We start from the raw sequence: 16,950 nt of genomic DNA, 5'->3' as shown, positions 1-16,950 counted from the left end.
TGTTTCTTACAATTTTAACTCCTGGTACTGTACATGCTCTTCCAGTGCCTGTGTCATCTCCGCCATACGGCTCACATCCCCGATCAGGATCACGCCACAAAGACGGTTGTTCAGGAAATAGTATTTCTGATACTGTTTTTTGCCCATATCCTTCAATTCAATCGTCTTGTATACCAGATTTGGATTTTTTCCGTTGTCTCCTGCTGCAAACAATGCGGTTCTCATTCCGTGGAAGCTCAGTGCCGCCGGAACTGTCTCATATTCCATCTCTTCTCCTGCCGCATTCGCTCCTGCCACTTTTCCCTGTTCAGATGCTTCCGGCCAGATTGCATAGTTGAGACCGTCATACTGTGCACAGTCACCACATGCATAAATATCCGGCACATTCGTCTCCATTTTAGAATTGACGATCACCGCACGGTCCACTTCGATTCCGGCCTTCTTAGCCAGCACCGTATTTGCACGGACTCCTGCAGATACAATCACCAGCTCTGCCGGGAAAGTTCTTCCATCTGCCAAAGTCACTCCTGTCACATTGTCTTCACCGTCAATAGAAGCAATGCTGACACCTGTGTAAATCTGCACGCCCTGCTGTTCGCTGATGTGCTTGAGCATCTCACCTGCCGCGTCGTCAAGCTGACGTCCCATCAACTGACAAGCCGCTTCCAGAACCGTCACCTGACAGCCGGCCTTCTTCAATTCCCAGGCAGCCTCCAGTCCCAGAACTCCGCCTCCGATTACAACAACATGCTCCACATCCGGCAGCATTGCCGCTACCTTTTTCGTGTCATCCAAACTGCGGATTGCGATCACACCTTTTTTTTCCGCTCCTGCGATTGGTGGAATGAAACACTCAGATCCCAATGCGTAGATCAGCTTTGTATAAACAAACTTTAAACCGCCTTCCAGTTCGATTTCTTTTGTTTCCGGATGGATCGCAACCACCTCCATATCCAGAACCTGCTGGATATTCTGCTCCTCATACCAGCCTGCATTCTGCACCGCGATCTGCTCCTCATCCAAATCTGCCATGATCGACTTTGTCAGCATCGGTCGGTTATACGTGCGGTAAGGCTCATTGGAGATCATCAGAATGGAAGCTGTTTTATTTCTCTTTCTGATCTCAGCCGCAGCATTCCAGCCTGCAGTTCCGTTTCCAAGGATCACATAGAAATCCTTTGTATCATTGGAAAACTCACTTTCCTGTGCGTCCACCGGAACAAAATTCTCTTTTCCGACGCCGCAGACCGGACACACTTCCAGTGAAGAATCAAAGATTTCTCCACAGACCAGACATTTTACAAGCTGACGTGCACCGCTTTTTTCTGCTCTTTTATTTTCTTTATTCTGAAGGATACATCCGAAATTATATCCATAGTCAAATGCGTCGATCAGATTGTCCTCGCCCGGTTTAAACCGCACACGAAATCCGTCTGCTACTCTCATCCGCAGCTGTTTCAATCGTTCGATTATATGAGGAACACCTTCCCCGCTCCATCCATAACTGCCGAATGCACTGGCCAGTTTTCCGCCATGTGTCCCTGCAAAGATAGAAGTCGTCAGATCCCAGATTGGCTTAAGTGCCTCTCCCACAATGGTAGGTGTTCCAAACAGGATTCCGTCTGCAAAACCGAGTTCTTCCAGCACTTTTGCCTGATCTGCCTCTACCATATCATAGCAGCGCACATCTATATCTCCGCTGGCCTTTATTCCTTCTGCGATCTTCTGCGCAAGCTGGGCAGTATATCCATAAGCACTTACATACGGAATGATCACTGTTTTCTTCGGATTTGGATTCACGACAGTACACCACTCTTCATAAGTATCCAACATCCACGAAATCTTGTCATCGATCACCGGTCCATGTCCGGTACAGATCATACTCAGATCCAACTCCCGCACTCTTGCCAGTGCTTTAGACATAAACGGCTTAAACGGTCCGATAATATTGTCAAAATAATATTTTGTGGCACGCACATAATCGTCCCACTGTGTCACCTTGCTTAACAAAATATCATGGAATCCATAATGAGAACCAAAAGAATCGCAGGTCACTAAAATCTGCTCTTCTTCTATATAAGTGTACATCGTATCCGGCCAGTGCAGATTCGGCACGCTCAAAAACCGCAGCGTCTTATTGCCTATCTTCATGGTCTCATTGTCTTTCACCGGAATCGCCGTAAATTCTCCGTTTACAATCTCCTTTAAAAATCCGATGGCACATCCTGTAGCAATAATCTTAAGTCCCGGGTTCAGTTCCAAAAGTCGCTCTACACTTCCTGCATGATCCGGTTCAGTGTGGTTGACTACCAGATAATCGATCTTTCTGATATCCGTAATCTCACTTAATTTTTCCAGATATTCGTCAAAAAACTTTGCTTTTGCCGTCTCAAACAGAACCGTCTTATCCCCTGCTTTTAAAATATAAGAATTATAAGTTGTTCCAAACTCTGTATACATAATAATGTCAAATACACGAAGCTGGTCATCTACAATTCCAGTCCAGTAAAATTCCTCTCTTAACTGTAATGTCTCCATTGTCATTTCCTCCTTCTTCGAAATTCTTTACATACACATTCTATAAATATTCACAACATCTTCTGCTTTCAGCGGAACATATGCCTCTGACAGTCCGCCAAAGATCACTGCATGTTCTGCCATTTCTGTAAAATGTTCTTCTGTAATCCCTACCTCAGACAAGGTCATCGGGATTTCCAGGCTTTTTAAGAATTCCTCTGTCGCATCAATTCCTGCGTTTGCAGTTTCAAAAAGATCCGCTTTTTCTGCGATTCCCCATACATTTTTTGCATATTCTGCAAACTTTTCTACCGTATGTTCATTCAGAATATATCGCATCCAGCGCGGAGTCAGGATCGCGAGCCCCACTCCATGTGTGATATCATAATAAGCACTCAGCTCATGTTCCATCGGATGACAGCTCCATGCACAGTCTTTTCCTGTGGAACAGATTCCGTTGATCGCCAGCGAAGACGTCCACATCAACTCTGCACGTGCTTCATAATTTTCCGGCTCACGCACTGCGATCGGCGCATACTGGATCACAGTTTTTAAAAGCCCTTCACTGATTCGATCCGGAACCGCTGCCCTTCTGGTATCAAAATACACCTCCAGAATATGTGACATAATATCTGCACTGCCTGCTGCCGTCTGGCTTGCAGGTACCGTAAATGTATTCTCCGGATTCAGAACAGATGCCTTCGGCAGCAACAGCGGATTTCCAAAGCCCAGTTTTTCTTTCGTCTTCAGATTGGTGATCACTCCGCCATTATCCATCTCACTTCCTGTTGCAGAAAGCGTCAGCACTGTACAGATTGGAAGTGCTTTTTCAATCCAATCCGGATGTAAGATCAGATCCCACGCATCTCCCTCATAATATGCAGCAGCCGCAATGGCTTTGGAACAGTCGATCGTACTGCCGCCTCCTACTGCAAGAATCACATCGATATCCTCTTCCTTGCAGATTTCCGCACCCGCATAGACACTCTCAATCCTCGGATTCGGCTCGATCCCGCCAAGTTCAAATATCTCAAACTCATGAAGCAGGTTTTTAATCCTGTCATAAAGTCCTGTCCGTTTGATACTTCCGCCGCCATATGTCAACAGTACCTTATTTCCATATGGGCGTAAAAGCTCCGGCAGCTTTTCTTCCTGTCCTTTTCCAAATAAAATTCTGGTACCAACACAAAAATTAAAATTTTCCATACTGCTCCGCCTTTCCTACGCTATACGTCTATTTTCCATCAGATAGTTACATTTTACCATTGAATTTTAAAAATGTCTTTCTTTTTATGTTTTTTTCATATATTTGATGCTCTTGTTTGACGCATTAGCTGTCTGCAACCGGGAACAAAATCGTAATCCGAAACCCATTCTTCTCCTTCATAACCGCACATTTTCCCGTCATTTTTTCCATCATATTTTTTATGCTCTGTAATCCGATTCCATTACTCTGCGTTTTTTCTCCCGAAAGCCGAATCTGATTTTCAAAACAAAAACCTGCCATCTCTCCCTGATCAACCGATAATATTTTCACCGGTACAGACGGATCTGCATATTTTATAATATTTGATGTAATATTATCCATGATCCGCATCATATAATCTGTAGAAATCCTGATTTTTTTATCCGGCCACCGGACTTGAAAAATCGTCTGAAATCCCCTCTGTTCCAGATAACTGCACGTTTCTGAAAAAAGATCATATAGTAATGTCTCAAAATTATCTGGTTCTTCCAATTTTACCTCATCTTCTCCGGAAAGCAGAGAATATTCGAACAAATGCTCCGAAAGCTGCTTCATACGACGTGCTTTCTGATCGATCTTTTTCAGATATTCCAACAACTGTGCTTCATTTTCATACTTTCCTTTTTTCAGAATTTCTGTATACAGCATGATCGAAGTAATCGGCGTTCTGAGATCATGCGACATCTCCGTCACAATTTTCTGGTTTTCTCTTACAATCTCTGTCTCCTTATGAATCATCCTCTGAAACGATTTTCGCATATTCTCAATTCCTTCGGCGAGCTTGGACAACTCATCCTTCCCTTTTACAGTAATCGCATATTCCAGGCTTCCGCCCTCTAATATTTGAATCTCCTTACTAAGCTGTAAAATGTAATCCATCTTTCTGCGTATTCCGATAAGAACAAGCAGTAAAAACAGAAGAAATGAAAAAAGTACCTCAACGATCATCGCATAGTGATAAAATTGATAATCATAGATTCCCCATATGTTCACCTGAGCCGAACCATCTGCAAATTCGATCGGGTAATAATCCATCCACTCATATTCATTTGCCGGAATCTCCTCTTCCCATAATTTTTGTTCCGGATATTCCGATTCAAATACTACAATATCACCCTTATATACCCGGACATGCAACACCTTTTGTTGTTCAACCCACCTGTTTAACTGGTCTGCATCCTTAGAACTGATATTTTTCTCATGGATATATTTCTGCAGCTCTTGTATGTAATACTCATTCTTTTTTTCTTCCTGCTCTGAGCTGTCATAATACTTGTTAATGAGCATTTCTCCTGCATAATTGATGGCACAATATACAAAAAATGTTATCGCCGCAGATAAGGTTCTGCTTCTTCACGGACTTCATTATTTCTGCCTCTGTATATATTGTACCGACGCAAAAGTGCTTTGACTCTTCCCAATAATTCTGCATAAGAAAAAGGCTTGGCCAGATAATCATCTCCACCCGCCATCAGACCGATCAGTTTGTCTGATTCCTGAGCTTTTGCCGTCAAAAAAAGAACCGGCACATTGGATACTTTGCGGATTTCTTCACACGTACGAAGTCCTGACATCCCGGGCATCATAATATCTAAGATCACCAGGTCTGTTTCATCACTCAACAGTTCTAATCCACTTTTTCCATTTTCCGCTTCTTCCACACAATAATTTTCACTTTCTAAAAGAATCCGTACGCCTTCTCTTATATCTGCATCATCTTCAATAAGCAATACCTGTTCTTTCTTCATATCCAGCTCCTCTCCGGAAAAGATTTCCTGCAAAAATTAAGAGCGTACGTCTGTTAAAACATACACTCTTACGATCATCTTTAATCCACTTTACTTTCTGATGTTGTTCCTGATGTAGTCCCTGAACTTGAAGAACTGCCAGTCTTGTCATTTGAAGAAGTTTCTGATTTCTTACTTGTAGAATTGTCTGTGCTGCTGCCTGAAGTACTTTCTGTGCTCTTACCCGCTTCTGTACTACTGCTGGCTGAACTTTCTGTACTCTTTTCAGAAGAGCTTGCAGATTTACTGCTGTTCGATCCACATGCTACTGTTCCAAAAGATAACATTGCTGCCATGCATAATATAGTTCCTCTTTTTAAAATATCTTTCGTTTTGTAACATCCTTTCATCTTGTGATATCCTTCTTCCTCTTGATTTTATTTCAAAGGCTTATCTGTTTTTGATGGGTCTTATTATCCATGAAAAATCTTAAACATTTCTGATTCAATTCTTAACAAATCTAAACTTTCACTCACGATCGCCCTTTGCTTTATTGAAGTAATCATCCAGAAATGCTATCATATCCCCTTAAATCCTTCTCCATTTTTATCTTCTCGTTTCTTTTTCCACTTTTTATATCTCTTATTCCGCAAGGGAATTCCCACACCCAAAAACAGGACAACGATCAAAATTGTCAGCTCCATACCGTACCTCCCTTGATTCTGGCTAAAACTCCTTTTTCTCCATGATACGCACACTGATTTTATAAGAAATTACGATAAGAATCACGGATACAATACAACCGATCACACTGACTGTACCTGCCCCCATCTTTTCGACCCTTTGCAAAGCCGCTGTCATCTCAATATCAAAAACTTTTCCAAGCTGAATTCCACCGACAATCACTGCAAATCCTCCAACTCCAATTGCAACAACTGCCAGCCTTCCTTTTTCATTTCCGTACTTTAACTGTACCGGAATGGAAGTCCCCATAAATACAAGAACGAGTATGATTGATACTGCATAATTCACCATAAGTGCATCATCGATCGGAATCTCTTTTGTAATCCAAACATAGATAAGACTGATCAGAACAGACAGGATCCATATTCCTCCACAGAAAAGTAAGCCAAACACATACTTTTCTTTCACATATCCCCGCCTCGATACAGGAAGTGTAAACAAAAATGAATATCCTCTGTCAAATTCATCATATGTAAGTGTTCCCAATACAAGAAGAAAGCCATACATCGGAAACAGATTGACAATATAAGTAGGACTTTTCATGAAAACTGTGAATACCACACACATTGCCAGAAGTACCAGCACTGCATTCTTCTGCAGCTTCAGAATACAAAAATCTTTTATCAACATCCCTTTCATACGCTTTCCCCCTTGATCATCATCAAAATTGCTTCATCAATCGTTCCGTTTTCCACCACGACCTTCGGATAATTTTCCAGATAAAACTGCTTCTGATTCGTCAGAAGCTGATATCCGAAAGCTTCCTTCTTTCTGCTGAGAATATACTGTTTATCCAGAGTCTGATACTGCTCTTCATCCACTTTTAATACCGCGTATTCGCCAAGCAATACATCCGTCTCCTCATGCAGCACGATCTTTCCATTATGGATCATATACAGATCATCACACAGCCCTTCCAAATCGCTGGAAATATGGGAACTGATCAAAATCGCACGCTCTTCTTTTTCCTCCATATATTCTCGCAAAAGATCCAGGACATCTTCTCTTGCTGCCACATCCAGTCCGGCTGTCGGTTCATCCATGATCAGGAACTTCGCATCATGAGATAATGCAAGAAGTACCTTAAGTTTTGCCTTCATTCCGGTGGAAAACTCTTTGATCTTCTTATCCAGAGGAATTTGAAACTGCTCACATCTGGAAATAAAACAGTCCTTTTCAAAATTCGGATACATGGACTTCATTACAGCGATCACATCTTTTACCTGCAGATACTCACTGAAACCTGCATCAGAAAGTACGACTCCCAATTGCTGTCTGTCACTTTCTTTCAGCTCTCTCTCCGGCTTTCCCAGCATCTCAATGTTCCCTCCATCTGTATGGATCAGTCCCAGAGCCGCTTTAAATGTCGTGGACTTCCCGGCTCCATTCTGTCCGATCAGTCCGGTAATACATCCCGGTCTGACTTCCAGTGAGCAGTCCAGTGTAAAATTTTTATACTGCTTCTTTACCTGTTCTAACTTCAGCATATGCTATCCCTCCAATATCAGCTCCAGCATCTCCCGGATATCCTCTTCCGACAGGCCGTATCTTTTTGCTTTGCGTATCACCTCGGTCAGCTCTTCTTCCACCTCCCGGCGATACTCTTCCATCATCATCTCTTTGTTGGCGGCAGCCACATAGGTGCCCTTTCCGTGTATGGTAACCGTAAATCCTTCCTGTTCCAGAGAATCATATGCTTTTTTTACAGTCAGTGCGCTGATCCTCAATTCTTTTGACAAGGTCCGGACAGACGGCAGATTGTCATCTTCTTTCAGCTCGCCGCTTATAATCTGTGCCTTGACCTGGTCTACGATCTGTTCATAGATCGGTACCATCGATGAACTGTTGATTATAATTTTCATATGTGCCTCCTTTATTTATAAACAGTATATAACAGTTTGCATCTGTTGTCAACTGTTATATACTGTTTATTTTTTTCATTTAAAAAAGAGAAGGCATTTCGCCTTCTGCTTCTGTCCAAAACTTATCTTTCTAATTTTACAAGATATTCCGTTGTATTTTCTTCCAGTCTTTTCCTACCTGTCACTTGAAATCCATGATTTTGATAAAACGAAATTGCTCTTTTATTCTTTTCCAATGCCCATAAATTGTCTGCACCAAATTCTTCTGTCGCATATCGGATCAGTGCATCACCAACTCCCTGACTCTGAAAAAATGAATCCACATATATTTTACTCAGTTGTGTCCCGTTCATCTCAATGAATCCTCTGATCACTCCATCGTCAAATACATATATATTTTCCATAACTTTCTCTTGTTTCATGGGATATTGCTTACATTCAGATATTTGCTTTTAAAAGTACGGTTCCCTCCGGAAATGCGGTTCGAAATACTTTTCTTACCAACGGACCGGCGATTAACAGCTGAAATGGAAGTGCCATAATAAAATTCTTTGGAATATTGGTCAGCCAGATCAGAAGTAAGCTTCCCCATTCTCCGCTTTTTATGCAGGCTTCCACACCTCCGTAAAATGACATAATGATCACCATCGGAATTACCATACAGCCGGAAACAGCGATCGCCTTTTGAAGCACACTGCTGTCCGGTTTAACCAGAAACCGGAATGCGAATGCTTTCGCCGGACCTGATACGACAAACCAGTCAAACACCATCGCAAAAATATAAGCCACTGGAAAGCCGAGCCATGCTTCCTTTAAAGTCTCCACACCGAATTGCCCCATATGCAGCGTCACGTTGTAAACACTCATCCATAGTACCATCACGAAACACATCATTACCGTATAAATCAAACTTTCTCTCTTATGCTTTGGCATATTTTTCTCCTTTTCTTACCTTCTTTTTCATTGTTGCTACATTCGCTTATTATAAAGATATTTTTTTCTCTTCGTAAGTTTCTTTTTTCATTTTGTCGTTTTGACTGTATCGTAAGAAAAGGACTGTCATTTTTTAGGAAATTTTACCACTGTTTCAAACACGATTTATCCAACCTGATGCTCAGATATTTTTCTTCAAGCTCCTGCCTGTAAAATACCGGTTTCCAGGTTGTTTCTTTCACCGGATGAAAATGAGGGGATGAATACGCCACCTGATCACTGGGCTCTATCGTCCCCGCCAGAAAAATAGATGTGGGACCAGACTGACCGCCGATCACAGATACCGATCTTTTACCATGTGCAGTCGTCCAAACGGTGTCCCCTTCTTCACAATCCTGCAGATAAAAATCATCCTTTGGCTGTGGTGCAATTTCATACGTAATCTTCAAAACATGCTCCGGAAATTTCAGCCCTTCCATATCCGGAACCTCGATCCTCTCATCAACGGATTCTTTTATATTCAGTTCATAGTGTTCTTTTGTCACCGGATGCATGACTTCCACTTTCTGATCGACGGCCCCCGCTTTGACTGCAAAAGACGTTCCTTCGTACCGCGTTTTTTCCGGCTTCACACTTAACTCTAACCTCTTCGGAATTTCTCCTGTCCATTCATAGAAATATCTTTGAAACTTCCAGAATCGTTCCTGATCACACTGATAATATTCCATCCACTTTTCAGCCCGCACATCCTTTGCTTCCCCCGCTTCCACCGGCACCCAATACGTTCCGTCTGCACAAAAGGGGATGACCTGTGTATCTTTTTCTCTCAACGTAATGTTTAAATATTGCATCGCCTGTTCACCCAGATGATCAAGCTCCTCGCAAGTATCGATCACAATTCCATGCTCACAAAAAAAGAGTCCTCTGACTGCTGCTTTTCGTGTTTCCCACTCGCACATCTGATCAACACGAAACTCCTTCCTGATTCTCCCCAGATTCTGATGTACAAATTCTCCTTCAAAGACATGTGTCATGTGTTTTCCTCCTGTCTACTCCCGTATCACATCTACCACCTGTTCTTTCAGCACAGACTGTCCGGAAATCACCACTGCCGCTGCACAGATTGCCAGGTTCACCAGGATCATGATCAGAATCGGCACAATCTGAATACCTGATTTTGGATGCAGATACAAAAATACATGTGTCATAAAATAGTATAACATTTTTTGTACCGCCAGATAAAGTGCGATCATCACAATACTGGAATATACTCCATACCGCAGCCCTTCTTTGAGCAGCATGATCCGAAAACCGGAATCCGTGATCCCCATCGCCCTTAAAATCCCGAATTCATGCTTTCTGGCTGCCACCAGATACTGCATACTGTTCATAATATGCAGAAGGCTGATCACCAGAAGGACAAAAGCAATGCCATAGAAGAACAGCATTTTCTGATTCAGATAAAAGTTCTGCACCTTGATCTGTTCCGTATAATCCTTGACGACACAGTCGGATACTCCGGAAACAACCTTACGGATCTCATCTGTCACTGCGACCGCATCCGCATGTTCTTTCAATGCAATGCTGATGGTCCGGTATCCTTCGATGCCAAAATATTTCTTCATCTGTTCATTTGTCATAATAATGCTGGCTGCTCCATCCCCGTAAAACTGATCCACTCTTGCCAGTGTTCTGCTGACAACTGCCTGGACTTGAAGATCCGAATTCTGATACAGCGAGTCTTCCCCCTGAAATTTCAGTAATTCTGTCTGGGCAGTCTTCGGTATCCTGACTGAAAGCGCATCTCCGGGAGACACACTGATTCCATCATAGTTTCCCTGTCCGTCCATCAGCGTCGCCAGTATCACTGTATCCTCTTCCCGCATTTTCTCCGGATCGATTTCTCCCTCCAGAAGATAATCATTCAACTCATTTAACATCCTGTCATCATATCCGTAGATATTGACCTTTAATCCATATTCTCCGTTTGCTTTTCTCACCAGTCTTCCATTGAATTTTTCCTCCATATCCGAATCTGCATCCAGAATGTTTTCCTCCGGATTCTCACTGCCCATATAATACTCCGGCCAGTGAAAAACATCATCTGACATCGTAAGCTCTCCCGCCATATACCGCACCGGTCTGACAGACTCCAATCCGCTTATCTTTTCCATCTGCTCTGCACATACCTTTGGAATCAGACTGGACAGTGAATCTGAATCTTCATACACCTGAATATCCGAACCAAGTCCGTCATCTGCCTTGAATGTCAGTTCATTGTTGACCTTTGCATTTTCTGTCAGATAGGCAGTCCCTAAAAAAAGAACACTTCCCACAGACAGAGACAATATAATTCCGATAAAAGTTTTCTTTCTCGAAAACATAAACTTCTTTGTCAGGACACCCGTCAGATCCTTTCGTTTCAGACTGTAGATCTTACGTCTCTTTGTCTGTGCTTCGCCTTCTTTTGTTATCATTTCCCGCAGTGTCAGCGTTTCCATCCGCCTCACTAAAATCAAACTTACAAGTGTAAGCAGGCACAGCAGAAAGATTGCTCCAAATAAAATCGCCTCTCCTGAAACCTGAAACGCGCCCGCCTGTGCACGTCCTGCCTGTGCAGCCTCTCTGGCCGCCTCTGCTGCGACGTACTTATTCGTATGCTGAATTCCCTTTGTCCGTACAAAAATACTGCCGATTTTCTGATAAATCCCCCATGCTGCTGCGTTTCCGAGAACACATCCAACCGGATAAGCCACTGCAAAGATCATCCACAGCTCGCTTGTCAGCACCCCAAACGTACGCTTTGACTCCATCCCCAGTGTCTGCATCACACTGTACTGTGACATCCTTTTCCGTACCGATACCTGAAACAGACTGTAGATCACAAATGTTCCGAATACTCCTATCGCTGCCAGTACCGCTTTATCCTTCAGATTCCACTTGTCGTCCAGATTCCCCCAGATATAAGGCAATCCCGCTTCCTTCCAGTGGAGGATCCCGGTCTTCACTGCTTCTGCCGCATTGATGCGGTTTCCGTTTTTCAGCCATTCCAGCAGCTCCCAGTTTGCCGCAATTTCCTTTTCGGAAATTCCAAATGTATCTGCAAATGCGCTCATCTGTCCGTAACTATCTTTGGACTCATCAAATTTCACATACAGGAATGTTCCGTTTGTTCCATAGTCCAGTGTCGGGTTCACAAATACCTGCATCCGCTGCGTAAGAGCGGAAGGCTGCTCTGACACAATTCCGCACAACGTAAATGTTTCTCCATCCAATGTAAATGTCGTGCTGATCTTACGCGGAATATCCAGATTCCGAAGTGTAAATTCATCCAGCGCCGCTTCTCCTTCCTCTTCCGGATACCTGCCCTCTTTCACTGTTCTTCCCATCATGGAAAGATAGCCTTCTTCTGCGTAATCCAGCTCGATCTCATAAGGCTCCTCTGTCACTTTGCGCATCGTCAGCACACCGGTTTTTTCCACGCAGTAACCCTGCTCTTTTTCTCCCGGCTGATACGTTTTCTCAAACTCCTCAAACCAGTCTGTGTCACAGCGCATCGTATAGTGCCAGTCTCCGGATTTTGTGCGGGCATTTTCTCTTGCTGCATGATTTCCGCTCTTTTGAAGTGAACCGATTCCGGTAAACAGAGCACAGGACAAAACAATCCCCAGAAACAGAGCCATCGTCTGTTTTCTATAATATTTCAGATAGGACCATGCAAGACGTATGATCTGCTTCATTACAGCTCACCGCCTTCCCCGTAGAATGCGTCTTCTCTCTGATACAGCCTGCCGTCCTCAATCCGGATAATCCGGTCACAGGTCTGTGCCAACGCTTCATTGTGTGTCACCATCAGCACCGTCTGATGGTATTTCTGACTGCTGGCTTTTAACAGGCCGATTACCTCCACGGCAGTTTTGGAATCCAGATTCCCGGTCGGTTCGTCTGCGAGCAGAAGGGCAGGTTTGTTTGCAAGCGCTCTTGCAATTGCAACTCTCTGCTGCTGACCGCCGGATAGCTCACTCGGATACCGTTTCCGTTTCTCCCACAATCCCAGCTCATTTAATAATTCCCTGATATGCTCACGATCTACATGACTTCCTTTGTCAAAGGTGACCGGAAGCGCCACATTGTCATACACATTGAGCACCGGCATCAGACTGTAATTCTGAAACACAAATCCAATATTGCGTCTCCTAAAAATCGTCTGTTCCTTTCTGGTCAGACTTCCGATATCATGCCCCCTGATGCTGATCTTTCCTTCTGTCGGAACATCCAGACCTCCAAGCAGATTCAACAATGTACTTTTTCCGGAACCGCTCGTTCCTACGATTGCAATAAATTCTCCCTGTTCTGCAGCAAAGCTGACATCGGAAAGTGCCGTTACCTGATTTTGATGGGAACCATATGTTTTCACCACATGCTGTACTTCTAAAATCTTCATTCTCTTCCAGTTCTCCTTTTCTCTTTGATACCATCAGTGTAACAGCCCCATCTTACAAAAATCCTACAGCAGAAAAGAAAGTTCTTACAAAATTGTCATTTTTCCATCCGCAGAAATACCGAAAAGCAGCTTCCCTTTCCATAGACAGATTCCACCTGAATGTATCCCTTTTCCTTCTCCGCGATCAGCCTGGACAAATAAAGACCGATCCCGCTTCCTTCCAGATTTTCTACATCTTTACTCCGATAGAATCTCTGAAAAATCCGCGGCATCTCTTCTTTTCGGATTCCGATTCCTGTATCTGTGATCCGGATTTCTGCGTACATTTCATACTGCTTAAGATCAATCTGAATTGCTCCGCCCTCACTGGTATATTTCACTGCGTTTTCCAACAGATTTGCAAACACTTCTGACGTCCACTTTGCATTGTGATAAAGAAACAGATCCGGGATATACCCTGTTTTGATCGGAATCTGTTTCCTGGCAGCCTTTTCATACACCAGATTCACCGCATCCAGAATGGTCTTTCGAATCGGGCACATCGAAACCTCAAAGACCATGACATTCTGTTCCAGCTTCACCATTTTAAACAGAGAATTTAAGATCCATTCCAGTTTTTCACTCTGCGTCTGCATTTTTGCCAGAAACTTTTCTCTTGTCTCCGCGTCCTGGTTTTCTTCCCTCAAGATTTCTTCGTACATCCGGATATTGGCAAGCGGTGTTTTCAGCTGATGAGACATATTGGAGATCAGACTTTTCACCTGCTCTTTTTCCTCTTCTGCCTGAGATACAGACATCTCCTGCATTTCCTGGATTTTGCGGATTTTCCCGGAAAGAGCTGACACTTCGCCTTCCTTCAGATCCGAAACAAGGATCGGATCTCCCTCCAGAATAGATTCCAGCATCCGATCTGTCTCCCGGTATAGTTTTTTCCGCCTGCGATACTCATACATCCCAAACAAAACACCGGACACACATCCTGCTGATAGAATTCCTGTTATGATCGATTCCATACCTTTATCGTTTCTCCTCTTCTCTCCAGATATATCCAAGTCCGTGAACCGTCTGGATCCACTGCGGATTCTGCGGATCTGCCTCGATCTTTCTGCGAAGTCTCCGAATATTGACGGAAACGGTATTCTCATCCACAAACTTTCCGTCTTTGTCCCAGATCCGCTCTAAAATCTGTTCCTTTGACAATATCTGTCCCGGATTTTCCAGAAAATACAAAAGCAGTTTGTACTCGATCTTACTCAGCTCCAGCACTTCTTCCTTGCAGATCACCTGACAGCTGCTTTTGTCCAGACGGATTCCATTGGAGCTGATCCACTGTTTTTCACTCTTTCTGGAGAGCAGCTTTTTGATCCGCGCTTTCAGCACCGCGATAGAAAATGGTTTTGACATATAATCATCCACTCCCATTTCCAGTGCTTTCACCTCATCCAGTTCCGTATCCCTTGCCGTCAGCATCAGAATGAACACATCACTGCTTTTCCGAATCTCACTGCACAGCGAAAAGCCATTTCCATCCGGAAGATTACAGTCTAACAGAATCAGATCGCAGGAAGATGTCTTCCATAGCTTTCGTCCTCTTTCTGCATTTTCCGCTGTCAGGATCTGATAGCCTTCCCCACTCAATGTATACTCCAGCCCTTCCCTGAGATCTGCGTCATCCTCTATGATCAAAATTGTATCCATGTCTATTTCCCCTGTTTTCGTTTTGTCTTTATTATAACAACAGGGAGTGTGGAAATCTATCTTTATTCTCGTTACTGTTCCAAATTTAAATATCCGTAAAGAAAATCAAGACCAATCTCCAAATTCCCCTTGTACTCTCTTTCCCCGTTTATTATACTTAGTACAGAGTTTCTAAACCCATCAAAAAGAAAGGAGCATTTACCATGCTTTCAAAAGATTTATTACAGCAATTTGAAGATAATATCACAAGATTTGATGAAAACATACATGCTTTCGAAAATGGAGAGATTGACCGCCAGACCTTCAAAGGCATCTCCGGAGGCTTTGGAAGCTATGCACAGAAGGAACAAGGATATATGCTGCGTCTTCGTCTTCCGGGCGGTCATATTACAAAAGAGAAATTAAAATTCCTTGCAGACAAAATTTCTGAACATCAGATTCCTCTGCTCAAACTGACTACCTGCCAGACCATCCAGTTTCACGATTTGTCTGCAGACTCTGTTCCGCAGCTTGTTCGTGATGCCTTAAAAGTCGGCATCATCACACACGGCGGCGGAGGCGACAACCCGCGTAATGTCATGGCAAGTCCTCTGACTGGTACCGCTGTGGATGAGACATTTGATGTGTTTCCTTATGCAAAGGCTGCCGGAGAATATCTCCTGACCAAGATGCCGGGACTTCACATGCCCAGAAAACTGAAAGTCGGTTTTTCCAATACCCCGGCGAATGAAGTTCATGCCACATTCCGTGACCTTGGATTTGTAGCCAAAGAAAACGGGACATTTTCCGTTTACTGTGCCGGCGGACTTGGACCAAATCCAAAGCTTGGTGTTCATATTACAGACAATGCAGATCCAAACGAGGTTTCCCTTTACGTCCATGCCATGATCCGTCTCTTTACCACATACGGCAATTATGAGTCCCGCGCAAAATCCAGAACCCGCTATCTGCAGGATACCCTTGGCGAAGAAAAAATCCGGAACTATTTCCTCCAGTTTGTGGAAGACGCGCAAAAAGAAATGACTCCATGGCCTGTAGAACCAGTCCATCCGATTTCCAAATCTGCTGACGGCACTCTGTCCGAAGCACTTCTGACAGAAAAACGGGTACTCCCACAGAAACAGAACGGCCTGTACACGGTTTCTTATCATCCGCTGGGCGGACGGCTTGCACCTCAAAAACCGTCTGAACTGTATGCCGTGATCAAAGAGATGCCGGAAACCGAGCTTCGGATCTCACCGGACGGCACCTTGTATATCATCAATCTGACTGCAAAAGAAGTACCTGCTGTGTTAGAAGCCACAAAAGACGGAGCTGCTTCTTTATTTGAAAGCAGTGTCAGCTGCATTGGCGTTCCAATCTGCCAACACGGACTGCGCAATTCCTATGCACTGTTAGAGTCCTGCATTCAGCGGGTCCGCAAGGAACAGTTCGCCGACAGAGTCCTTCCATGTATCCATATTTCCGGATGTCCTTCCAGCTGCGGAAGCCATCAGGCGGGAAGTATCGGTCTTGTCGGACACTCCAAACGGGTGGATGGAAAAATGGAACCTGCATTCAAATTATTTGTAAACGGAGACAGCGAAGAACCTGGAGCACATCTGGGCATCGAAAAAGGTGTTCTTCTGGAGACTGTAATCCCGGAATTTTTCGCAGCTCTCGGAAAACGAATTGCCGCAGCAGACAGTACCTTTGACGTCTGGTATCCGACTCACGCAGAAGAATTTGATACACTTGCTGCTGAATACGCAGAGAAGACACAATAGCTTCAAAATAAAA

At 43.7% G+C, this 16,950-nt stretch carries 16 protein-coding genes and 1 pseudogene; 1 reads left to right on the top strand and 16 read right to left on the bottom strand.

Annotated elements, in window-relative coordinates; translation table 11 throughout:
* Nucleotides 1–6: 6 nt before the first annotated feature.
* The 16 genes and pseudogenes from FXV78_RS12080 to FXV78_RS12010 form a co-directional block, all read right to left on the bottom strand.
* Nucleotides 7–2,538: an FAD-dependent oxidoreductase gene (locus FXV78_RS12080; protein WP_039960126.1), complete on the bottom strand. Its 2,532-nt coding sequence runs from the start codon at nt 2,536–2,538 to the stop codon at nt 7–9.
* A 27-nt stretch (nt 2,539–2,565) separates the two neighbouring features.
* On the bottom strand, nt 2,566–3,723 hold the full coding sequence (locus FXV78_RS12075; RefSeq protein ID WP_004844522.1) for an iron-containing alcohol dehydrogenase: 1,158 nt from the start codon (nt 3,721–3,723) through the stop codon (nt 2,566–2,568).
* A gap of 124 nt (nt 3,724–3,847) precedes the next feature.
* Nucleotides 3,848–5,050 carry a HAMP domain-containing sensor histidine kinase gene (locus FXV78_RS12070; protein ID WP_004844523.1) on the bottom strand — a complete coding sequence of 401 codons (1,203 nt, stop codon included), beginning with the start codon at nt 5,048–5,050 and terminating at the stop codon, nt 3,848–3,850.
* 47 nt (nt 5,051–5,097) lie between these two features.
* Nucleotides 5,098–5,511 (bottom strand): annotated as a pseudogene (locus FXV78_RS12065) (response regulator transcription factor); the annotation flags it as partial.
* 80 nt (nt 5,512–5,591) lie between these two features.
* The gene (locus FXV78_RS12060) at nt 5,592–5,900 is read right to left on the bottom strand and encodes a hypothetical protein (protein WP_009245229.1); all 309 of its coding nucleotides are present in this window, start codon (nt 5,898–5,900) and stop codon (nt 5,592–5,594) included.
* 168 nt (nt 5,901–6,068) lie between these two features.
* Nucleotides 6,069–6,194: a hypothetical protein gene (locus tag FXV78_RS18480; protein ID WP_004844526.1), complete on the bottom strand. Its 126-nt coding sequence runs from the start codon at nt 6,192–6,194 to the stop codon at nt 6,069–6,071.
* 22 nt (nt 6,195–6,216) lie between these two features.
* A complete protein-coding gene (locus FXV78_RS12055) occupies nt 6,217–6,873 on the bottom strand; it encodes an ABC-2 transporter permease (RefSeq protein ID WP_004844527.1) in 657 nt (218 codons plus the stop codon).
* Nucleotides 6,870–7,721 carry an ABC transporter ATP-binding protein gene (locus FXV78_RS12050; RefSeq protein ID WP_004844528.1) on the bottom strand — a complete coding sequence of 284 codons (852 nt, stop codon included), beginning with the start codon at nt 7,719–7,721 and terminating at the stop codon, nt 6,870–6,872. Before FXV78_RS12050 ends, FXV78_RS12055 begins: the two co-directional genes overlap by 4 nt.
* Nucleotides 7,722–7,724: 3 nt before the next feature.
* Nucleotides 7,725–8,096, bottom strand: a complete 372-nt coding sequence (locus tag FXV78_RS12045; protein ID WP_004844529.1) for a GntR family transcriptional regulator — start codon at nt 8,094–8,096, stop codon at nt 7,725–7,727.
* Between the two features lie 122 nt (nt 8,097–8,218).
* A complete protein-coding gene (locus FXV78_RS12040) occupies nt 8,219–8,500 on the bottom strand; it encodes a GNAT family N-acetyltransferase (protein WP_009245230.1) in 282 nt (93 codons plus the stop codon).
* Between the two features lie 34 nt (nt 8,501–8,534).
* Nucleotides 8,535–9,029, bottom strand: a complete 495-nt coding sequence (locus tag FXV78_RS12035; RefSeq protein WP_004844532.1) for a DUF2798 domain-containing protein — start codon at nt 9,027–9,029, stop codon at nt 8,535–8,537.
* 143 nt (nt 9,030–9,172) lie between these two features.
* Nucleotides 9,173–10,063: a hypothetical protein gene (locus tag FXV78_RS12030; RefSeq protein WP_004844533.1), complete on the bottom strand. Its 891-nt coding sequence runs from the start codon at nt 10,061–10,063 to the stop codon at nt 9,173–9,175.
* 15 nt (nt 10,064–10,078) lie between these two features.
* Nucleotides 10,079–12,769, bottom strand: coding sequence for an ABC transporter permease (locus tag FXV78_RS12025; protein ID WP_004844534.1), 2,691 nt, complete (start codon nt 12,767–12,769; stop codon nt 10,079–10,081).
* Nucleotides 12,769–13,473 (bottom strand): ABC transporter ATP-binding protein, encoded by a 705-nt coding sequence (locus tag FXV78_RS12020; protein WP_004844535.1) that lies wholly within the window; start codon nt 13,471–13,473, stop codon nt 12,769–12,771. The genes FXV78_RS12025 and FXV78_RS12020 overlap by 1 nt, the downstream gene beginning before the upstream one ends.
* 95 nt (nt 13,474–13,568) lie before the next feature.
* Entirely contained in the window at nt 13,569–14,486 is a 918-nt protein-coding gene (locus tag FXV78_RS12015; protein ID WP_004844536.1) for a sensor histidine kinase, read from the bottom strand.
* A 4-nt stretch (nt 14,487–14,490) separates the two neighbouring features.
* Nucleotides 14,491–15,171, bottom strand: a complete 681-nt coding sequence (locus tag FXV78_RS12010; protein ID WP_004844537.1) for a response regulator transcription factor — start codon at nt 15,169–15,171, stop codon at nt 14,491–14,493.
* Between the two features lie 203 nt (nt 15,172–15,374).
* Here FXV78_RS12010 and FXV78_RS12005 point away from each other — a divergent pair, with 203 nt between their 5' ends.
* Nucleotides 15,375–16,937, top strand: coding sequence for a nitrite/sulfite reductase (locus FXV78_RS12005; RefSeq protein WP_004844538.1), 1,563 nt, complete (start codon nt 15,375–15,377; stop codon nt 16,935–16,937).
* The last annotated feature ends 13 nt before the right edge of the window (nt 16,938–16,950 follow it).

Source organism: Mediterraneibacter gnavus ATCC 29149, from assembly GCF_008121495.1.
GTDB classification, from domain to species: Bacteria; Bacillota; Clostridia; order Lachnospirales; family Lachnospiraceae; genus Mediterraneibacter; species Mediterraneibacter gnavus.
This window is presented reverse-complemented; position numbering and strand designations above follow the sequence as displayed.